Source organism: Pseudomonas grandcourensis, assembly GCF_039909015.1.
Classification (GTDB): Bacteria; Pseudomonadota; Gammaproteobacteria; order Pseudomonadales; family Pseudomonadaceae; genus Aquipseudomonas; species Aquipseudomonas grandcourensis.
The window spans coordinates 862,479-881,287 of the sequence record NZ_CP150919.1 but is presented as its reverse complement, the minus strand read 5'-3'; the positions used below and the strand labels follow the sequence as shown (position 1 = coordinate 881,287).

General features: G+C 59.2%; 18 protein-coding genes and 1 other RNA gene. 11 read left to right on the top strand and 8 right to left on the bottom strand.

Annotated features, from left to right (window positions below; genetic code table 11):
- Positions 1-63: 63 nt before the first annotated feature.
- Positions 64-591, top strand: coding sequence for an outer membrane protein assembly factor BamE (locus AABM52_RS03780; RefSeq protein WP_007973139.1), 528 nt, complete (start codon positions 64-66; stop codon positions 589-591).
- A 61-nt stretch (positions 592-652) separates the two neighbouring features.
- Here AABM52_RS03780 and AABM52_RS03775 read toward each other — a convergent pair whose 3' ends face one another.
- The 3 genes from AABM52_RS03775 to AABM52_RS03765 are packed head-to-tail and all read right to left on the bottom strand — an operon-like array spanning position 653 to position 2,805.
- On the bottom strand, positions 653-967 hold the full coding sequence (locus tag AABM52_RS03775; protein WP_347910509.1) for an RnfH family protein: 315 nt from the start codon (positions 965-967) through the stop codon (positions 653-655).
- Entirely contained in the window at positions 960-1,394 is a 435-nt protein-coding gene (locus AABM52_RS03770) for a type II toxin-antitoxin system RatA family toxin (RefSeq protein ID WP_046038689.1), read from the bottom strand. Before AABM52_RS03770 ends, AABM52_RS03775 begins: the two co-directional genes overlap by 8 nt.
- Before the next feature lie 7 nt (positions 1,395-1,401).
- The gene (locus AABM52_RS03765; protein WP_347910507.1) at positions 1,402-2,805 is read right to left on the bottom strand and encodes a sodium-dependent transporter; all 1,404 of its coding nucleotides are present in this window, start codon (positions 2,803-2,805) and stop codon (positions 1,402-1,404) included.
- 118 nt (positions 2,806-2,923) lie between these two features.
- Here AABM52_RS03765 and smpB point away from each other — a divergent pair, with 118 nt between their 5' ends.
- The gene (gene smpB / locus AABM52_RS03760) at positions 2,924-3,406 is read left to right on the top strand and encodes an SsrA-binding protein SmpB (protein ID WP_008057382.1); all 483 of its coding nucleotides are present in this window, start codon (positions 2,924-2,926) and stop codon (positions 3,404-3,406) included.
- 115 nt (positions 3,407-3,521) lie between these two features.
- Here smpB and AABM52_RS03755 read toward each other — a convergent pair whose 3' ends face one another.
- On the bottom strand, positions 3,522-4,289 hold the full coding sequence (locus AABM52_RS03755) for a GntR family transcriptional regulator (protein ID WP_347910506.1): 768 nt from the start codon (positions 4,287-4,289) through the stop codon (positions 3,522-3,524).
- 261 nt (positions 4,290-4,550) lie between these two features.
- On the opposite strand from AABM52_RS03755, the gene AABM52_RS03750 reads away from it, so the two are divergent.
- The 9 genes from AABM52_RS03750 to AABM52_RS03710 all read left to right on the top strand — a co-directional run bounded on the left by AABM52_RS03750 (position 4,551) and on the right by AABM52_RS03710 (position 15,174).
- A complete protein-coding gene (locus AABM52_RS03750) occupies positions 4,551-6,245 on the top strand; it encodes a lactate permease LctP family transporter (protein ID WP_347910505.1) in 1,695 nt (564 codons plus the stop codon).
- A 150-nt stretch (positions 6,246-6,395) separates the two neighbouring features.
- Complete coding sequence (locus AABM52_RS03745) at positions 6,396-7,220, top strand: (Fe-S)-binding protein (protein ID WP_347910504.1); 825 nt, start codon at positions 6,396-6,398, stop codon at positions 7,218-7,220.
- Complete coding sequence (locus AABM52_RS03740) at positions 7,217-8,671, top strand: LutB/LldF family L-lactate oxidation iron-sulfur protein (protein ID WP_347910502.1); 1,455 nt, start codon at positions 7,217-7,219, stop codon at positions 8,669-8,671. Before AABM52_RS03745 ends, AABM52_RS03740 begins: the two co-directional genes overlap by 4 nt.
- Positions 8,671-9,342 (top strand): lactate utilization protein, encoded by a 672-nt coding sequence (locus AABM52_RS03735; protein ID WP_347910500.1) that lies wholly within the window; start codon positions 8,671-8,673, stop codon positions 9,340-9,342. Before AABM52_RS03740 ends, AABM52_RS03735 begins: the two co-directional genes overlap by 1 nt.
- Positions 9,339-12,149, top strand: coding sequence for an FAD-binding and (Fe-S)-binding domain-containing protein (locus AABM52_RS03730; RefSeq protein WP_347910498.1), 2,811 nt, complete (start codon positions 9,339-9,341; stop codon positions 12,147-12,149). Before AABM52_RS03735 ends, AABM52_RS03730 begins: the two co-directional genes overlap by 4 nt.
- Positions 12,150-12,350: 201 nt before the next feature.
- A complete protein-coding gene (locus tag AABM52_RS03725) occupies positions 12,351-12,626 on the top strand; it encodes a hypothetical protein (protein WP_347910497.1) in 276 nt (91 codons plus the stop codon).
- A 335-nt stretch (positions 12,627-12,961) separates the two neighbouring features.
- Positions 12,962-13,240, top strand: coding sequence for a hypothetical protein (locus AABM52_RS03720; protein WP_347910495.1), 279 nt, complete (start codon positions 12,962-12,964; stop codon positions 13,238-13,240).
- A 94-nt stretch (positions 13,241-13,334) separates the two neighbouring features.
- Positions 13,335-13,731: a transfer-messenger RNA gene (ssrA, locus tag AABM52_RS03715) on the top strand.
- Between the two features lie 186 nt (positions 13,732-13,917).
- The gene (locus AABM52_RS03710) at positions 13,918-15,174 is read left to right on the top strand and encodes an integrase domain-containing protein (protein ID WP_347910493.1); all 1,257 of its coding nucleotides are present in this window, start codon (positions 13,918-13,920) and stop codon (positions 15,172-15,174) included.
- A gap of 166 nt (positions 15,175-15,340) precedes the next feature.
- Here the strand turns inward: AABM52_RS03710 and AABM52_RS03705 are convergent, their stop codons facing one another.
- From AABM52_RS03705 to AABM52_RS03690, 4 genes are read right to left on the bottom strand one after another with little or no spacing between them, the layout of a single operon-like run.
- Positions 15,341-15,610, bottom strand: a complete 270-nt coding sequence (locus tag AABM52_RS03705) for a hypothetical protein (protein WP_223518197.1) — start codon at positions 15,608-15,610, stop codon at positions 15,341-15,343.
- Complete coding sequence (locus AABM52_RS03700; protein WP_347910491.1) at positions 15,607-16,587, bottom strand: integrase domain-containing protein; 981 nt, start codon at positions 16,585-16,587, stop codon at positions 15,607-15,609. Before AABM52_RS03700 ends, AABM52_RS03705 begins: the two co-directional genes overlap by 4 nt.
- Complete coding sequence (locus AABM52_RS03695) at positions 16,571-16,924, bottom strand: hypothetical protein (protein WP_099268129.1); 354 nt, start codon at positions 16,922-16,924, stop codon at positions 16,571-16,573. Before AABM52_RS03695 ends, AABM52_RS03700 begins: the two co-directional genes overlap by 17 nt.
- Positions 16,917-18,317: a YfjI family protein gene (locus AABM52_RS03690; RefSeq protein ID WP_347910489.1), complete on the bottom strand. Its 1,401-nt coding sequence runs from the start codon at positions 18,315-18,317 to the stop codon at positions 16,917-16,919. Before AABM52_RS03690 ends, AABM52_RS03695 begins: the two co-directional genes overlap by 8 nt.
- Positions 18,318-18,809 lie beyond the last annotated feature (492 nt).

Genomic DNA, 18,809 nt, shown 5'->3' with positions numbered 1-18,809 from the left:
TCTTAATGCGGGTATGATCGGCGTTTACGTTGTCCCAGCCAAGATAGTGGAAGTCGCCCACCGATGCAAAACACCAAGCTCTTGCTAACCAGTTTCACCTTTGTGGGACTGCTCGCACTCGCCGGTTGTTCATTCCCCGGGGTTTACAAAATCGACATCCAGCAGGGCAATGTCGTCACGCAGGACATGATAGACCAGTTACGCCCGGGAATGACCCGTAAGCAAGTACGGTTTATCATGGGCAACCCTCTGCTGACTGACACGTTCCATGCCGATCGCTGGGATTATCTGTACAGCCTGCAACCGGGTGGCGGTGAACGCCAACAGGAACGCATTAGCGTTATCTTCAACCCAAATGATCAGCTTGTCAGCCTCTCTGGTGATTTCATGCCAGGCGTGAGCCGTGACGAAGCCATTCTCGGCAAGGACAGCGGCACGACAGTGGCTGCCCCGGCAGAAAACGTCGAGAAGCCAAAACCGGAAAAACCGGTCAAGCCAGGTTCGTTGCTGGATCAGATCCAGAAGGACGTCGACGGTGTAGAAACCGTTCCGGTCCCGACACCGCAACCACTGGATACCTCGCCGCAATAATTTGCGACGCAATAAAAAGCCCGGCATGCCCGGGCTTTTTATTGTCTGGCGTTCAAGCCACTCACTGATTCCGAGCTTTGGCCTCAGCAGCTTTCGCCGCGCGCAGTCGGCGCACCTCTTTCGGATCGGCCAGCAACGGGCGGTAAATCTCAATACGATCCCCGGCCTGGACTGCCCGACTCTCCGGGTCAGCTACCACCTTGCCGAAGATCCCCACAGGGCAATGGGTCAGATCCAGCTCAGGAAACTCCTCAGCCACAGCCGACCTGAGCAGAGCTGCCCGCACGCTCGTTCCGACCGGCACCGTCAGCGTCAGCAGCACCTGACGGTCTACGGCCGCGTAGACCACCTCGACTTCAATCATGACCTCAACCATGTATCTGCTTGGCGCGCTGGCAGAACGCATCCACCAAAGTGTTGGCCGCCTGATTGAACAGCGGCCCCAAGGTGGCACGAACCAATGGCCCGGCATAATCAAACGACAAATCGAGGCTGATCTTGCAGGCTTTGTCGGTCAGCGCCTTGAATACCCAGATGCCATGCAACTGGGTGAAAGGGCCCTCTTCGAGGTTCATTTCGATCGACTGCCCCGGAACCAGCGTATTGCGCGTCACGAAATGCTGGCTGAGGCCGCCCTTCGCCACGCCGACGCTCGCGCGCATATGCTCAGGTGAACTCTCCAGGACTTCGGCCGACGAGCACCACGGCAGAAACTCCGGATAGCGCGCCACGTCGTTGACCAGGTCATACAGCGCTTGTGCCGGGTACGGCAGCAATGCTGAACGTGAAATGTGTGTCGTCATGTCAGCGTCACTTCCACAGCTGGGCGGCAAACACTACGAGAATGCCGATGGGCGCCACATAGCGCATCAAGAACAAGGACAGGCCAAACAGCGCAGGGTTACGGATCGACAACTCGTCGCGTACCGCTTCACGCCCCATGATCCAGCCCGCAAACACCACGAAACACAAACCGCCAAGCGGCAACATGAGTCGCGAGGTGAAGAAATCGATCACACCGAAGAAGTCGAGACCGCCGGCGGCTCCCCATTGGTAGAGGTGGAACATCCCGCCTTCGTTCACGAAGAACTTGGCCTCCTTCCAGATATTGAAGGAGAACACTGTGCCCAGGCCGACAAACCAGCAGCTGAAAGCCAGCCAGAAGGTGACCCAGGCACGACTCACTTTAGTGCGCTCGACCAGGTAGGCCACCATCGGTTCCAGCAGGGAAATCGCCGAACTCCAGGCCGCGACCGCCACCAGCACGAAGAACACCACCCCCATCAATTGCCCGAACGCCACGTTACCGAAGGCAAACGGCAGGCTGACGAACATCAGCCCCGGCCCTTCGCTCGGATTCAGGCCCGCCGCGAAAACAATCGGAAACAATGCCAGGCCGGCCACCAGGGAAACGAAGGTGTCGAGCAGCGCCACGCCAACGACCGTCCCTGAGATCGACGAGTTCTTCGGCATGTAGGCGCCGTAGATCATGATCGAGCCGACCCCCACGCTCAGGGAAAAGAACGCATGCCCCATCGCGGGCAGCAAGCCATCCAGGACCTTTTCCGGGTGGAAGTCGAACATGAAATGCACGCCTTCCATGAAATGCCCGGTGGTCATGCTGTAGCCCAGCAGCACGAGGATCATCACGAACAGCAACGGCATCATGATGCGCAAACTGCGTTCAAGCCCGGCAACCACGCCCTTGGCGATCACCACCGCGGACAACAGCATGAAAATCGTGTGCCAAAGTGTCAGGCGCCAGGGATCGGCGATCACATTGCCGAAGTAAGCCCCCACCTGATCAGGCGTCGCGCCCTGGAAGTCGCCACGGCCCATGTCGATGATGTAGTCCAGCGACCAGCCGCCGACCACACTGTAGAACGACAGGATCAGCAACGCCGTGATCATCCCGGCAAACGCGCCCCAGGACCATTTGGCCGAGTGCCCCGCCTCCACCGCCAGGTTCTTCAAGGCATTGGCCGGGCTCTGCCGGGCACGTCGGCCGATCAGAGTTTCCGCCAACATGACCGGTACCCCGATCAGCGCGATGCAGGCCAGGAACATCAGCACGAAGGCACCGCCGCCATAGACGCCGACCATGTACGGGAATTTCCAGATACTACCCAGCCCCACGGCCGAACCGGTCGCGGCGAGTATGAAGACCCAGCGGCTAGCCCAACTGCCGTGGACAGAAACCTTGTCTGTCGACATCGTTATCACGCCCAAGCGTTCAAAAAAGAGGCCGCATTGTCCGGGATTCAATCAACCTGCTCAAGCACGTAGCAACACCGTAGCCGACTCGCGTGCAACTCCCTATAATGCCGCCCCTATGGCTAAACAGAAGAAACACCCAACAGGGACCATCGCGCAAAACAAAAAGGCGCGACACGATTACTTCATCGAACATCGTTTCGAGGCTGGTCTGGTCCTGGCCGGCTGGGAAGTAAAAAGTCTGCGGGCAAGCAAGCTGCAGCTGGTTGACAGCTACGTACTGCTCAAGGATGGCGAAGCCTGGCTGCTCGGCAGCCACATTACGCCCCTGACGACCGCCAGTACCCACGTCATCGCGGATCCCGTGCGCACCCGTAAGTTGCTGCTCAACCGGCGCGAGCTGGAAAAGCTGGCCGCGGCCGTGCAGCAAAAGGGTTACGCCTGCGTGTGCCTGTCCTGGTACTGGAGCAAGCACATGGTCAAGTGCGAGATCGCCCTGGGCAAGGGCAAGAAGGAATACGACAAGCGCGATACCGAACGCGAACGCGACGCCGGTCGCGAGTTGCAGCGTGCGGTGCGCAACAAGGGCAAGGAAGACTGATTTTTCTGCCTGAGTTTCGCGGCACCATCGAAAAGATCGCAGCCTGCGGCAGCTCCTACATTGGAATGAGTTCCCTGTAGGAGCTGCCGCAGGCTGCGATCTTTTGTTTTAACGATCACATCCCCTTGCGCCGCTCCGCCCGGGCCACGCGCTGTACTTCCTGACGCACTTCTTCCAGCACCTCCTGCACATACAGAATGTGTCGACTGGAAACTTCCCGCGCCTGCTCCGCACGCCCTTCGATAATTGCCTGATACAACTCCCGATGCTGCGTGATCAGCATGTCGCGGGTTTCAGTGCGCTGCTTGTACATGCCACCGATGTTGGTCACCACGTTGCGCTTGAGCAGGTCGAACAGCCCGCGAATGGTGTGCAGCAACACGGCATTGTGGCTGGCTTCGGCGATCGCCAGGTGAAAGCTTGCGTCCGCCGCCCCCTCTTCGGCACGACTCACTTCTTCGTGACGCGAATAGCAGTCCTGCAATTCGTTGAATGCCGAGGTCAGCCGCTCGCGATCCACATCCGTGGCACGCAGCGCCGCGTAGTAGGCGCAAGACGCTTCCAGCGTATGGCGAAACTCCAGCAGATCGCGTTGAGCCTCGGGATTGCTTTCCAACAGATGCAACAAGGGGTCACTGAAAGTGCTACCCAGTGATTCCACCACATAGTTGCCACCGCCCTGGCGACTGACCAACAGGCCCTTGGCGGTCAGCTTCTGAATAGCTTCGCGCAACGAAGGGCGTGACACACCAAATTGCTCGGCCAGCGCGCGCTCGGCCGGCAAGCGCTCACCCGCTTTGAGCGTGCCCTCGAGGATCATGCCCTCAAGCTGCTCGACAATATCGTCAGACAAACGGCGCTGACGAATCTGATCAAACCCCATAACTCGATTACTCCACGATCCGACGGCTCGCCGGGGCTCTATTCTGGCCTATCGGCGCCGCGCCAGCACCTGACACAACGCATTTGGTCATACCAGACAGACGACCTGCGCACTTTGCATTCGACAAAAGTTTTAGGGCGGCAAATTGACACACCACCTACAAGGCTTTTACCCTAGCCAACAGCGATTGTAAATTGGTCTTACCAATTATCCAAGAACGCTGATCAGTGCCTGACCAACAACAATTAGGGGCCACCCCATATGCAAACCTGGCAACAGCTCTATACCCCGCTCGGCAGCCTCGGCCTGTCCGCACTCGCCGCCGTCATCCCCATCGTGTTTTTCTTCCTGGCCTTGGCCGTGTTCCGCCTCAAAGGGCATGTGGCCGGCAGCATCACCCTGGCGCTGTCGATCCTGGTGGCGATCTTCGCTTTCCAGATGCCAGTCGACATGGCATTCGCCGCCGCCGGGTATGGCTTCGCCTATGGCCTGTGGCCGATTGCCTGGATCATCGTGGCAGCCGTGTTCCTCTACAAACTGACAGTCAAGAGCGGGCAGTTTGAAGTCATCCGCAGTTCGGTTCTGTCGATCACCGATGACCAGCGCCTGCAGGTCCTGCTGATCGGTTTCTGCTTCGGCGCCTTCCTCGAAGGTGCAGCCGGTTTTGGCGCACCGGTGGCGATTACTGCTGCGCTGCTGGTAGGACTTGGCTTCAACCCGCTGTACGCCGCCGGCTTGTGCCTGATCGCCAACACCGCGCCGGTGGCCTTCGGCGCCCTGGGCATCCCGATCATCGTTGCCGGGCAAGTGACCGGCATCGACGCTTTCAAGATCGGCGCCATGACCGGCCGCCAATTGCCGCTGCTGTCGCTGTTCGTGCCGTTCTGGCTGGTGTTCATGATGGACGGCCTGCGCGGCGTGCGGGAAACCTGGCCTGCCGCCCTGGTGGCCGGTTTGAGCTTTGCCGTGACCCAGTACTTCACCTCGAATTTCATCGGCCCGGAACTGCCGGACATCACCTCGGCCCTGGCCAGCCTGATTTCCCTGACCCTGTTCCTGAAAGTCTGGCAACCAAAACGCGCCGCCGGCCAACACATCGTCGGCGCCGTCTCGGCCTCCGTGGTGAGCGCCAGCGCCGGTGGTTTCGGCCAGAAGCGCACCACCGTGGCTTCGCCTTACAGCCTTGGGGAAATCTTCAAGGCCTGGTCGCCGTTCCTGATCCTGACCGTACTGGTCACCATCTGGACCCTGAAGCCGTTCAAGGCGATGTTCGCCGCCGGCGGTTCGATGTACATCTTCGTGTTCAACTTCGCCATCCCGCACCTGGACCAGATGGTAGTCAAGGTTGCACCGATCGTGGCCGCGCCAACCGCCATTCCGGCAGTGTTCAAACTGGACCCGATTTCCGCCACTGGCACAGCGATTTTCTTCTCGGCCCTGATCTCAATGCTGGTCCTGAAGGTCAACCTCAAAACTGGTCTGACCACTTTTAAAGAGACCTTCTACGAACTGCGTTGGCCAATCCTGTCCATCGGCATGGTGCTGGCGTTTGCCTTCGTGACCAACTACTCGGGCATGTCCTCGACCATGGCCCTGGTACTGGCGGCGACGGGTGCAGCCTTCCCGTTCTTCTCGCCGTTCCTCGGCTGGCTGGGCGTGTTCCTCACCGGTTCCGATACTTCGTCCAACGCCCTGTTCAGTTCGCTGCAAGCGACCACCGCGCATCAGATCGGTGTCAACGACACCTTGCTGGTGGCGGCGAACACCAGCGGCGGCGTGACTGGCAAGATGATCTCGCCACAATCGATCGCCGTGGCCTGTGCCGCGACCGGCCTGGTGGGCAAAGAATCGGATCTGTTCCGCTTCACCCTCAAGCACAGCCTATTCTTTGCAACGATTGTCGGCTTGATCACGTTGGCCCAGGCCTATTGGTTCACCGGCATGCTGGTGCACTAAGGGCTACAGGCAGCACGATAAAAACCGACGCCGGGCCACGCCCCCGGCGTCCGCTATTCACACCCCGGTCTGTAAGGCTGCTGAAAGCTTCCGGCTCTATATTCAGCAGCCTCGACAGACGAATAACCGGGACCACCCGGAGACCGCCTGATGAGCGAGCTTTTTTACAACGCCGTGCCGAATGCGACCCGTGTCGCCCCGCCACTGCCCGAGCCTCGGCAGTACCCCAGCGAGAAACCGTCACGGGTCTACCTGTTCGGGACCTGCGTGGTCGATTTGTTCTACCCGGAAGCCGGGATGGATGCGATCCACCTGCTGGAGCGCGAAGGCATTCGTGTCGAATACCCGCAAGGGCAAAGCTGCTGCGGCCAACCGGCCTACACCTCGGGTTACACCGAACAGGCACGAACCGTGGCGCGCTCGCAACTGGCGCTGTTTGCCGGCAACTATCCGGTGGTGGTGCCGTCAGGTTCTTGCGCGGGCATGCTGCGCGAACATTACGCCGACTTGTTCAAGGACGAGCCGGAAACGTTGAAACAGGTTCAGGCCCTGGCGGCCAGAACCTACGAGCTGGCCGAGTTCCTGTTGTTTGTCTGCAAGGTGCAGCTCAAGGACAGCGGCGAGCCCGTAAAAGTGGCGTTGCACACCTCGTGCTCGGCACGCCGTGAAATGAACACGCACCTGCACGGCCGCGAGTTGTTGGCGCAGTTGAGCAATGTGGAGCGGGTCAATCACGATCACGAAAGTGAGTGCTGTGGCTTTGGTGGGACATTCAGCGTCCGTATGCCAGACATTTCCGGCGCGATGGTGGCTGACAAGACCCTGGCGCTGAAGGAGTCCGGCGCGCACAAGGTATTGAGTGCCGACTGCGGCTGTTTGATGAACATCAACGGCTCGCTGGAAAAACAGCAGGAAACGTTGCGCGGTCAGCATCTGGCCAGTTTCCTCTGGCAGCGTACCGGAGGTGCCCGATGAGCACTTCCACGATTATTCCTACGGTTGCCGTAGAAGAAGATTTCCGCACCCGCGCCCACAACGCGCTGGGTGACGCGCAATTGCGAGGCAACTTTCGCAAGGCGATGGATTCACTGATGACCAAACGGGCAGCGGCGTTCAGCGATGCCCATGAAAGAGAACACTTGCGTGCACTGGGCAATGCAATCCGTGCCCGCGCGCTCTCCAAGTTGCCCGACCTGCTCGAGCAACTGGAACAGAACCTGACCCGCAACGGTGTGACAGTGCACTGGGCGGAAACGGTGGACGAGGCCAATGGCATCGTCCTCTCGATCATCCGCGCTCACGAGGGGCGGCAAGTGATCAAGGGCAAATCGATGGTCAGCGAAGAGATGGAGATGAACCATTTCCTCGCTGAACAGGGCATTGAATGCCTGGAATCGGACATGGGCGAGTACATCGTCCAGCTCGACCACGAGAAGCCTTCACACATAATCATGCCGGCAATCCACAAGAACGCCGGTCAGGTCGCGTCCTTGTTCCACGACAAACTTGGCGTGGAATACACCAAGGACGTCGACCAACTCATTCAGATCGGCCGCAGAGTCCTGCGGCAGAAATTCTTCGAAGCGGACATCGGCGTCTCCGGTGTCAACTTCGCCGTGGCCGAAACCGGCACCCTGCTGCTGGTGGAAAACGAAGGCAACGGTCGCATGACCACCACGGTGCCCCCGGTGCACATTGCCGTCACCGGCATTGAAAAAGTCGTGGAAAACCTGCGCGACGTGGTGCCGTTGCTGTCGCTGCTGACCCGCTCGGCCCTGGGCATCCCGATCACCACCTACGTCAACATGATCTCCGGCCCGCGCAAGGAACATGAGCTCGACGGCCCGCAGGAAGTGCACCTTGTACTGCTCGATAACGGCCGCAGCCAGGCCTTTGCCGACAGCGAACTGCGCCAGACCCTGAACTGCATTCGCTGCGGTGCCTGTATGAATCATTGCCCGGTCTACACCCGAATCGGCGGCCATGCCTATGGGGAGGTTTACCCCGGCCCTATCGGAAAAATCATCACCCCGCACATGGTCGGCCTGGCGAAAGTGCCGGATCACCCGAGCGCTTCTTCGCTGTGCGGTGCCTGCGGTGAAGTCTGCCCGGTGAAAATCCCGATCCCTGCTCTGTTGCGGCGCCTGCGGGAAGAAAACGTCAAGGCCCCGGACAGCCCCCATCAAGTGATGCGCGGTCAGGGCAGCAAGTATTCGCGCAAGGAACGGTTCATCTGGAACGCCTGGGCGAAGCTCAACAGCTCGCCGACGCTCTATCGCCTGTTCGGATTCTTCGCCACCCGTTTGCGCGCCCTCACGCCGAGCAATGTCGGCCCGTGGACGCAAAACCATAGCGCACCGAAACCCGCTGCCCGCTCGCTGCATGACATGGCCCGCGAACATCTGGCCAAACAGGGAGACCGCTGATGAGCGCCAAGCAAAATATCCTCGCCAAACTGCGTAAAAGCCTGACAGGCACCACGCCGGTGGCTGACAACTTCGATGTCGACCTGGTGACCCAGCCCTACACCTACGCGCCTGAGCAACGCATTGCGCAACTGCGCAAGTTGATGGAAGCGGTGCACACGGAAATTCATCTGACGTCCGGCCAAGAGTGGCCGACGCTACTCGCGCAGTTGCTGCAGGACCGCCAGTTGCCAAGCCTGCTGATCGCACCGACAACGCCCCACGGTCAAAGGATCACGCAGCACTGGGCGAATAATCCCGGCCTGCCAATGCTGAAAGCCTACGACCGTCCGGCTGAAGAATGGAAAGCGGAGCTGTTCAACGACACCCCGGCGAGCCTGACCACCACCCTCGGCGCCATCGCTGCCACGGGCAGCCTGATTCTCTGGCCGACCCGGGAAGAACCACGCCTGATGAGCCTGGTACCTCCGGTGCATTTCGCCCTGCTCAAGGCCAGCGAGATCCGCGACAACTTCTATCAGGTGCAACAGGAATTCGAATGGGCCCAGGGCATGCCGACCAACGCGCTGCTGGTATCCGGCCCGTCGAAGACCGCCGACATCGAGCAAGTACTGGCGTACGGCGCCCACGGTCCGAAGGACCTGGTGGTACTGATCCTGGAGGACCAATGAGTATACCGGCCGCTTTCCTGCGTGATGCACAACAACTAATTCCCCAAGAGCGACGTTTCGACGACCCGTTGTCGACCCTGGCCTTCGGCACCGACGCCAGCTTCTATCGATTGATTCCGCAACTGGTGATCCGCGTCGAGTCCGAAGACGAAGTGGTGGCACTGCTGCAACTGGCGCAACGGGATCAGGTGCCGGTGACTTTCCGCGCCGCCGGCACCAGCCTCTCCGGCCAGGCCATCAGCGACTCGGTATTGATCGTGCTGGGGGATAACTGGAACGGTCGCGAGATTCGCGGCCAAGGCACACAAATCCGCCTGCAACCGGGCGTGATCGGCGCCCAGGCCAATGCCTGGCTGGCACCGTTCGGACGCAAGATCGGCCCGGACCCGGCCTCAATCAACGCCTGCAAGATCGGCGGCATCGTCGCCAACAATGCCAGCGGCATGTGCTGCGGCACGGCGCAAAACACCTATCACACCCTGGCCGGCATTCGTCTGGTGTTGGCCGACGGCAGTCGTCTCGACACCGAGGATGCCGCCAGCGTCGCGGCGTTTCGCCAAAGCCACGCCGCCCTGCTGGAACGCTTGGCGACCCTGGGCCGCGAGACCCGGGCAAACGCCGAACTGGCTGTGAAAATTCGCCACAAATACCGTCTGAAAAATACCACCGGCCTGTCGCTCAATGCCCTGGTGGATTTCGACGAGCCTGTGGATATCTTGAGCCACTTGCTGGTGGGCTCCGAGGGCACGCTCGGGTTCATCAGTGCCGTGACCTACGACACCGTGGTCGACCACCCGAACAAGGCCTCGGCCCTGATTGTGTTCCCGGATGTCGAAACCTGCTGCAACGCCGTCACCGTGTTGAAAAGCCAACCGGTGTCGGCCGTGGAACTGCTGGACCGCCGCAGCCTACGCTCGGTGCAGGACAAACCCGGCATGCCCGCTTTCGTACAGCATTTGTCGAACAATGCCTGCGCCTTGCTGATCGAGTCCCGCGCCGCGTCGTCCACCTTGCTGCACGAACAACTGGCGCAGATCATGGCGTCGCTGAAGGCGTTCCCGGTGGAAAAGCAGGTCGACTTCACCGAAGACCCGCAGGAAAACGCCCGTCTCTGGGCCATCCGCAAAGACACCTTCCCGGCCGTCGGCGCGGTGCGCAAAACCGGCACCACGGTGATCATCGAAGACGTCACCTTCCCGGTCGAACAGCTGGCCATCGGCGTCAACCGCCTGATCGAATTGTTCGACAAACATCACTACGACGAAGCGATCCTTTTCGGACACGCTCTGGAAGGCAATCTGCACTTTGTCTTCACTCAAGGCTTCAACAGCCCGGAAGAAGTCGCACGCTATCAGGCGTTCATGGACGACGTGGCGCAACTGGTGGCGGTGGAGTTCGGCGGTTCGCTGAAGGCCGAACACGGCACCGGGCGCAACATGGCGCCGTTCGTTGAGCTGGAATGGGGCAGCGATGCCTACCAGCTGATGTGGCAACTCAAACGACTGCTCGACCCCAACGGCATTCTCAACCCGGACGTGGTGCTCAGCGAAGATCCACAGATCCACCTCAAGCACCTCAAGCCCTTGCCGGCCGCTGACGAGATTGTGGACAAGTGCATCGAATGCGGCTTTTGCGAACCGGTCTGTCCGTCGAAAGGCCTGACCTTGAGCCCGCGTCAGCGCATCGTGATCTGGCGCGACATCCAAGCGAAGAAACGCGCGGGCATCGATACGTCCGAACTCGAAGCCGCCTACGACTATCAGGGCATCGATACCTGCGCCGCCACCGGCCTGTGCGCACAACGTTGCCCTGTAGGCATCAATACCGGCGAGCTGGTGAAAAAGCTGCGTAGCCGGAAGGCAACGCATACGAAAACCGCCAACTGGCTTGAAGGAAATTTCGCCACGGCACTGCAAGGTGCACGCTTCACCCTGCACGTGGCCAATGGTGCGCGGATGTTGCTGGGGGCGCCGAGATTGGCGAAGTTATCGGCGACATTGACGCGCCTGTCCAAGGGTCAGGTCCCACAATGGACCAACGCGATGCCGCAACCGGAAAAGCCCATTCGTTTCAGCCCAACGGTGACGGATGCACGCCCGCGTGTGGTCTATCTGGCGGCCTGTGTATCCCGCGCCATGGGTCCGGCGGCGGGCGACACAGAGCAAATGTCGCTGCACGACAAGACCCGAGGCCTGCTGGAGAAGGCCGGCTACCAGGTGGTGTTCCCGGACAACCTCGACAACCTGTGCTGCGGTCAGCCATTCGCCTCAAAAGGCTACGCCGAGCAAGCCGAGCACAAACGCCAGGAACTGATCGGCGCCCTGCTCCACGCCAGCCGTGGCGGGCTCGACCCGATCTACTGCGACACCAGCCCCTGCACCTTGCGCCTGGTTCAAGACCTCGGCGAAGTCCGTCTGGACCTGTACGACCCGGTACGTTTCATCCGCACACACTTGATGGATCGCCTGGATTTCACGCCTCAGGAGGCCCCCATCGCCGTGCACGTAACCTGCAGCACCCAGCACCTCGGAGAAAGCCAGGCGTTGATCGACCTGGCGCGCAAGTGCAGCAAAAACGTGATCATTCCCGAAGGTATCCACTGTTGTGGCTTCGCCGGTGACAAGGGTTTTACCACCCCGGAGCTGAACGCCCACTCGCTGCGCACGCTCAAGGACGCGGTGCAACAATGCAGCGAGGGGATATCGACCAGCCGCACCTGTGAGATCGGTCTGACGCAACATGGCGGCATTGATTACCACGGACTAGTCTATCTGGTGGACCGCGTTACCCAGGCTAGGGAGCCCTGAAAGCTGGACCTCAAGGAAGGCGCATTAATGCGCCTTCCTTGAGGCCTCTTACCGGAATCGACAGTTCTACAGCAGAAAAACAGACCCCTGACGTGCCGCCGCAGTCCAATGATCAAGTCCCGCTAATGTGGGACCTCCTAAAACTCGGTAGACCGTTTTGATGACCAGCAATGCCTGGTCCTTCAGTCCAAGGAGAAACACATGAATCGTTCTGTGCTGTTAGGTTTGTTCGTTGTTGCTTCCATGATGGCTTCCACTTCGTTTGCGGCCGAAAAAGACCAATGCGCGGTCAACCTGCAAACCATCGAAAACGGCAAGGCACAGATTCCCGGGGAAATGCTTGACCAGGTGGAGGCCTCCGTCAAGAAAGCCAAAGCCGACCAGGCAAAAGGCACCAAGGCAGGTATTGATGATTGCATCGCCGAGACCAACCAAACCATTATGGACGTCACGAACGCGCACAAAGGCGGGAAGTAACGCTCAGCTCAGGGCCAGCCTTCGGGCTGGCCTTCCCGGCCTTGTTGGCGTACATCAACAACCGGGTACTGCCAGCCGGGAGCTCGAAGCCCGGCTGCATCCGATACGAAGCAAACCAAAACCCGCCAGTTGCGGGTTTTGTTGCATCTGGGGTCTGAGAATGTGTAACCACCCGCATCCCTGGAAAAGCTCGACACATTGTCTGAAAAAACCGAATTCTTGCGTTGAATCGTAGTCTTTGAGGTAGGCCCCGTCAGATCGTGGCGATTTTTCGGGCTCGGCTTGGCCGTCCGTTCATACGACAGCATCGAGACCATCAGCTCAAGGAGATACCCATGAAACGCACCACACTCGCTGGCCTGTTCATTGCTGCCGCCATGCTGGCCTCTCCTGTATTTGCTGCGGACAACAACCTTTGTACGAGCAAGCTGCAAGAGCTCAAAGGCAAAGTGAATGCGCTGCCGGCGAACGCCACAAACACCTCAATGGAGATCAAAAGACTGATGTCCAGCGCCGAAGCCTCACAAGCCTCCGGAGACGACAGAAAATGCGTCACCGAGGTCACCCAGGCATTGGCACTCGCTGACAGACAGAGCAACCAGCCAACCCCATGATCTGTGGTGGTCAACCTTCGGGTTGGCCTTCCGGGGCGCGATGACGTACACTGTATAGGCCTGCTGCTCACTTGATTCACAGAGCATCAGGCTCGGGGCCGTTTAGGATTCGACGCCGGTTGCGAAACTTTAGGTGCATGCCGAGTTGGTAACAGAACTCGTAAATCCACTGTTGCAACTACTTATAGTTGCCAATGACGATAACTACGGCCAGGAATTCGCTCTCGCTGCGTAAGCAGCCTTAGCCCTGAGCTTCTGGTACCTTCGGGTCCAGCAATCACCAGGGGATGTCTGTAAACCCAAAGTGATTGTCATATAGAACAGAATCGCCGTGCAGTACGTTGTGGACGAAGCGGCTAAAACTTACACAACTCGCCCAAAGCACCCTGCCCGTCGGGTCGCTGAGGGTTAACTTAATAGACACGGCTACGCATGTAGTACCGACAGCGGAGTACTGGCGGACGGGGGTTCAAATCCCCCCGGCTCCACCACTTCAACATCTAAAGACGTCCACGGACGTCTTTTTTTGTGCCTGAAATCCAGTGAATACGGGGGTTTCAGCGCTTATGGAGGCTTTGCACGGTTTCTGAGTTCCAGGCGCTTTGGTATCCCAGGTGGTATCCCGGACTACCAAATGCTATTTTCAGGATACCAAAACGGTGCTGGAGGTAGCCCCCATGCCTACTAACGCAACCCGCCTCTCCGATCGCCAGCTCAAGGCAGTCAAGGCAACTGGTAAAGACTTCGTCCTCAGCGACGGCGATGGCTTGCAGCTTCGAGTACGCGCGAGCGGCTCGATGATGTGGAATTTCAATTACCGCGAGCCGTTGACCAGAAGCCGTATCAACATGGCGCTTGGTCCATACCCCGACCTCTCGCTAGCCAACGCCCGGAAGAAAGCCGCAGAGGCGCGTGAGTTGCTCGCTTTGGGCACTGATCCCAAAACCCAGCGTGATGAGGTAAGGCAAGCCAAACTTGCTGAGACTGAACACACTTTCGAGAAGGTGGCCACTGCCTGGTTCGAGCTGAAGAAAGACTCCGTAACCAAAGCCTACGCCGAAGACATTTGGAGATCGCTGACGCTTCATGTTTTCCCAAGCATGAAAACAACGCCGCTCTCTCAAATCACTGCTCCGATGGTTATCAAGATCCTTCGTCCGATCGAGGCCAAAGGGAGCCTCGAAACCGTGAAACGATTGAGCCAACGACTCAACGAAATCATGACCTACGGGGTCAACTCCGGGCTGATATTCGCGAACCCCCTCAATGGAATTCGGGCGGTGTTCAAGAAACCCAAGAAAGAGAACATGGCTGCGCTACCACCTGAGGAGCTTCCCGAGCTCATGATGGAAATCGCGAACGCCAGCATCAAGCGCACGACCCGCTGCCTGATCGAATGGCAACTGCACACGATGACCCGCCCTGCCGAAGCAGCTACCACACGATGGGCAGATATCGACTTCAACAAGCGCATTTGGACCATTCCGCCAGAGCGCATGAAAAAGCGTCGGCCGCACACAATCCCTCTTACCGATCAGGCACTTTCGTTACTGGAGACGCTCAAGCAACTCAGCGGTAACAGAGAGTACGTGTTCCCCTCAGATAGAAATCCCCGCACCCATGCCAATAGCCAGACCGCCAACATGGCGTTGAAGCGCATGGGCTTTCAGGACCGTCTAGTCAGCCACGGCTTGCGCTCGATGGCGAGCACCATCCTGAATGAGCATGGCTGGGATCCGGAGCTGATCGAGGTCGCACTGGCGCATGTCGACAAGGACGAAGTTCGTAGCGCCTACAACCGGACGGATTACATCGAACGCCGGCGTCCGATGATGGCTTGGTGGAGTGAACATATCCAGAAGGCGGCCACCGGCAGCCTGTCAGCATCGGCCATCAATCAAACCAGAGATCGCAACGTCATACCGATTCGCTGAACATCCAAAAGGTACGCGCCACCGGCTACGATCCGTGTCGTGTAGCAGGGCGAAAGGAGTGACGACAGTTGCCAGATCTCTGGTATGCCTGCGCTTTTTCAGCCAAGCCCCTGAGTATGGGAAGGCTCCGCATTCCCATACTCAGGGGCTCACGCTTAAAGGTCTATCAGGCAACCACGACTTTTGCCTTTCTACGGCGGATCAACCCCGCGGTTAACTCGTAGTAGTAGATGGTAGCTGGAGCTGAGCATCGCAAATAGTGCTCCAGAAACCATCTCACGTGTTTTTCCCTCCAGGACCAGGGAGTCGCGCAACCCCAGCGTTCACGAATCACCTCGTGCATCCTTTCTGCTTGCCTGATGTGCCGCTGCTGCGTGGCATGTGCACCTTTGAGCATGGGGCGTAGGAACAACGCTATGTCGAACTCGGCCGTCATCGCCGGCCTCCGATGTAGGCACTCACCACATCGATGCGGTTATGTCCCAACTCGTGGCTGATCTGCTTACGGGCTCGCTGATCGAGTGCTCGATCCTCTTGATGAACACGACCACCATTAACGGGTGCAGGAAAGCCGACTAGTTGCTCATAGCGCTCACAGGCGTAAGCCGCCCGCAGCTCATGAAAACCTTTCAATCCATGCTCATGCAGGATGTCCCGTGCCGGTCGCACAACTGCCTGCATAAAGTCTTTGTAGCTTTCGCCGGGCGCCAACAAATTCCGACTGCCATTGGGTGAGGTCGCGCTGGCCCAATCTAGGGCATCGCGAACTTGATCCGTTACCGTAATCCAGCGCGGTGCCGAGGCCCCTGATCGACCACCTTTGGTGCCATCCTGGATGTTGATCTTGCCCAGTTGCCGAATCTCACGTTGCAGTCGGGGCAGATCGGCCAGGATCGCTTCGCGCAGGCGCATACCAGTCTCACGGGCGAGGAGCACAATGGCACTCACCCTCGATTGCTGACGATCTGACAGCGCCCGTGCGATCAACTTGACCTGCGCACGGTCTTGGCCACGCGGAGCCTCACTACGCACGCTTGAGCGCTGCAAGCCAAGCGCCTTACTCGGACTCGGGATTTCGACGTACTGATCACCGCGCAGCGCGGCCATCGTTCGGTTTACGCTGGACAGTCGGTTCTGCGCGGTGGCAATGCCGACGTTGCCCTGATCAACCTGCTCCCGCACGTGGACGGCGTACCGCATGAGGATCTCGCGGTCTATCTGGCGCGCGTCGTTGACCCTCGGTCCTTCATCGGATCGACACCAATGCACGAACGCCTGCCAGCGATCACTATGGGCTTTGACGGAAGCAAAATGGCCGTCGCCAAACAGGTCTTTCAGTGCTTGCGGTCCAGCATAGCTAAGCTGGCGACCGAAGCCGAAATTGCGCCCCGCTCGCTTACCGACCCGAGCCATTTTTCTGTTCCTGATCGACTGCCGCGAGATCATGCAAAAGGGCTCGCCAGTGCGCACTTACAATCGCGAACTGAGCCCAATCAGTCGGGCGAAAACACAGCGTGTTGTCGGTGACGTAAAGATGCGCACCCTCCTCTTTCAACCATTGAATAATGGCTGTCGTAGAGGCGATAGCTTTATGGGTGGTGGCGACACTGGCGACAGCGGCGACAACCCTCGTCCTGCTTGGTTTTGAGCGTGGCGACAAAGTGGCGACAGTAGCGGCGACAAATCGCGCTTTGGGCTCCTTTTGACGCTGAGCCAGATGGTTGCGCAGCGCTTCATCAAGATTAAACATGGCGCACCTCGAAGGTGTGGCCGTCGGTGATCAGCCACTGATGATCAAGCAACTCGACCAGAAGCTTGGTGGCATGGCGACTGCTCTTACGGGCAAAGCGGGGACCGTTGCGATTCAGGTCTCGAATACTGAAGCGCTTCCAATCTTTGACCTGCAGCCAGCGCAACAACCGGTCCGCCTCTTCCTTAACTCGACACACTGGCTCCTGCTCAGTCAGGCGCTGGATCTCGGTGAGGTAGTAGCCGACTAAAGCGGAGGCCCGTTGGATATGGTCGACCTCCACGACGCTGCTCTCCTCCACAACTGCAAGAATGCCGGCGATGCGCAGCAGGTTATCGGCGGCCTTTGATCCGCTGGGCCGTACGCTGGCCAGCTCGCCAAACTCCCCCAGCTGAGCTTCGATAGCATCATGCAAATCAATCCAGCGACGACGCGCCAGCGGACTGAGGCTCAGCTTTGACAGCTGCAAGGCTCCGTCAGCGGAAAGTGACCAAGGCTGATAAAACAGAGCCGAAAGGCGGTGATGATAGCGCTTGAGGGCGGCGTCTTTGGACAAGTCGACAGCCTGGTAGCTACGTTGCCCGGCTAGACTGGTGGGCCAGGTCATCAAGCAGCGCCCTAGAATGCCTTGCCCCTGCAGCAACGGGTCACTGAGTAACTGCATGGCCAAATACGGTTGCAGCATCAGGTGCAGGCTCAGGCGTCGGTCATAGGCTCTTAGGCTTTCGCCTGCCATAGAGCGAGCACGATCAATCGGGCTACCGTCCCAGAGTGACGACAAGGTCGTGACCGCTTTCAAACGGTTGTCCCGACTCATGGTGCTGCTGCCAAGGAATTGTCCGCCCTCGTCACAGAACAGCCCCATGCTCGGCAAGTCATGGCAGAGCCCCTTGATCAGGGCCTCGATCGTCGGGTCTGTGGTGATCAGCCGAGGGGCCGAAGGCTCCGCTTCGAGCGGTACGCTGTTTGTGGGGGCGGGATCGGCAGGATTGATACGCTGCGCTTGTCGCTGTGCGGCACGGTACCGAAAGAGCTGCTCACGATAGTGTTGCCACTGTTCACGCTCCCATTGGCGCGCTGGCAGCAGTGCGGATCGGTCTGCCGCGGTCTTGCGATCACCGGACGCAGCCACCGTGATCAGGTACAACGACAGGGGATAATGTCTCCCGTCGAGTTGTAAGCCCGCATGACCTTGAGTGGCCAGGGCCGAGGCGGCCAACACCGATTGCGCGGCCAGTGCTTGGGGCACGCCGATGACCTCGGCCATACGCTCAACCGCAGGCCCAAGAATCCCACCCAGTGCCTGCACCGGATAAGGCTGGGGCACGGGGTTCGACTCAATCAACGGTCGAGGTGGTCGTGGTAGTTCAAGCTTCGGATCTAACTGCTGCATGGGCCCTCTCCTCGATCATTGCTGGTTGTCCTCACGTAGTCCCGCCACGGCTGTTGAGTGTTATCAGGGATCAAGGCCCCTGCGGCCTGTGAGGTGTTCACTGACGCGGAACGAACGGCTCCTTACAACCGGGAGCAAGGGCATAAACCCATGAATCTGGCCTCCTTAGACGCATCCGAAGATGCGGGCGGGTGGAGGCTGTGCCGACTGACGAGTTCGGCACCTGGAGATCATGGGTGGGAGAAGGCAAAGATCCAGACACCCTGGGGCATGCCTGACTGTCAGTCAGGTGCAGCCTTTCCATTGGCTGCGGCACCGGTGCCTGTGTCGTTGCGGATGGCGACGAATCGGATTTGTCAGGCCGATTGTCACGAGGAGAGTTGCGGCAATGCCCTGTACGACGTGGCTTGCAGCAGTGCTACGAGCGCCCGTCTCTTTCCAGAAGAAAGAGACGGGCGCAGTCTGGCGCAGCGAAGTGCGTCGAGAGGTGAG

What these genes read in the sequence shown, in the direction of transcription:
- AABM52_RS03710 (WP_347910493.1), top strand. Translation starts at nt 13,918, where the DNA reads ATGCCTACTAACGCAACCCGCCTCTCCGATCGCCAGCTCAAGGCAGTC.
- AABM52_RS03730 (WP_347910498.1), top strand. Translation starts at nt 9,339, where the DNA reads ATGAGTATACCGGCCGCTTTCCTGCGTGATGCACAACAACTAATTCCC.
- AABM52_RS03720 (WP_347910495.1), top strand. Translation starts at nt 12,962, where the DNA reads ATGAAACGCACCACACTCGCTGGCCTGTTCATTGCTGCCGCCATGCTG.
- AABM52_RS03775 (WP_347910509.1), bottom strand. Translation starts at nt 967, where the DNA reads ATGGTTGAGGTCATGATTGAAGTCGAGGTGGTCTACGCGGCCGTAGAC.
- smpB (WP_008057382.1), top strand. Translation starts at nt 2,924, where the DNA reads ATGGCTAAACAGAAGAAACACCCAACAGGGACCATCGCGCAAAACAAA.
- AABM52_RS03750 (WP_347910505.1), top strand. Translation starts at nt 4,551, where the DNA reads ATGCAAACCTGGCAACAGCTCTATACCCCGCTCGGCAGCCTCGGCCTG.
- AABM52_RS03725 (WP_347910497.1), top strand. Translation starts at nt 12,351, where the DNA reads ATGAATCGTTCTGTGCTGTTAGGTTTGTTCGTTGTTGCTTCCATGATG.
- AABM52_RS03705 (WP_223518197.1), bottom strand. Translation starts at nt 15,610, where the DNA reads ATGACGGCCGAGTTCGACATAGCGTTGTTCCTACGCCCCATGCTCAAA.
- AABM52_RS03695 (WP_099268129.1), bottom strand. Translation starts at nt 16,924, where the DNA reads ATGTTTAATCTTGATGAAGCGCTGCGCAACCATCTGGCTCAGCGTCAA.
- AABM52_RS03745 (WP_347910504.1), top strand. Translation starts at nt 6,396, where the DNA reads ATGAGCGAGCTTTTTTACAACGCCGTGCCGAATGCGACCCGTGTCGCC.
- AABM52_RS03765 (WP_347910507.1), bottom strand. Translation starts at nt 2,805, where the DNA reads ATGTCGACAGACAAGGTTTCTGTCCACGGCAGTTGGGCTAGCCGCTGG.
- AABM52_RS03735 (WP_347910500.1), top strand. Translation starts at nt 8,671, where the DNA reads ATGAGCGCCAAGCAAAATATCCTCGCCAAACTGCGTAAAAGCCTGACA.
- AABM52_RS03740 (WP_347910502.1), top strand. Translation starts at nt 7,217, where the DNA reads ATGAGCACTTCCACGATTATTCCTACGGTTGCCGTAGAAGAAGATTTC.
- AABM52_RS03770 (WP_046038689.1), bottom strand. Translation starts at nt 1,394, where the DNA reads ATGACGACACACATTTCACGTTCAGCATTGCTGCCGTACCCGGCACAA.
- AABM52_RS03690 (WP_347910489.1), bottom strand. Translation starts at nt 18,317, where the DNA reads ATGCAGCAGTTAGATCCGAAGCTTGAACTACCACGACCACCTCGACCG.
- AABM52_RS03780 (WP_007973139.1), top strand. Translation starts at nt 64, where the DNA reads ATGCAAAACACCAAGCTCTTGCTAACCAGTTTCACCTTTGTGGGACTG.
- AABM52_RS03700 (WP_347910491.1), bottom strand. Translation starts at nt 16,587, where the DNA reads ATGGCTCGGGTCGGTAAGCGAGCGGGGCGCAATTTCGGCTTCGGTCGC.
- AABM52_RS03755 (WP_347910506.1), bottom strand. Translation starts at nt 4,289, where the DNA reads ATGGGGTTTGATCAGATTCGTCAGCGCCGTTTGTCTGACGATATTGTC.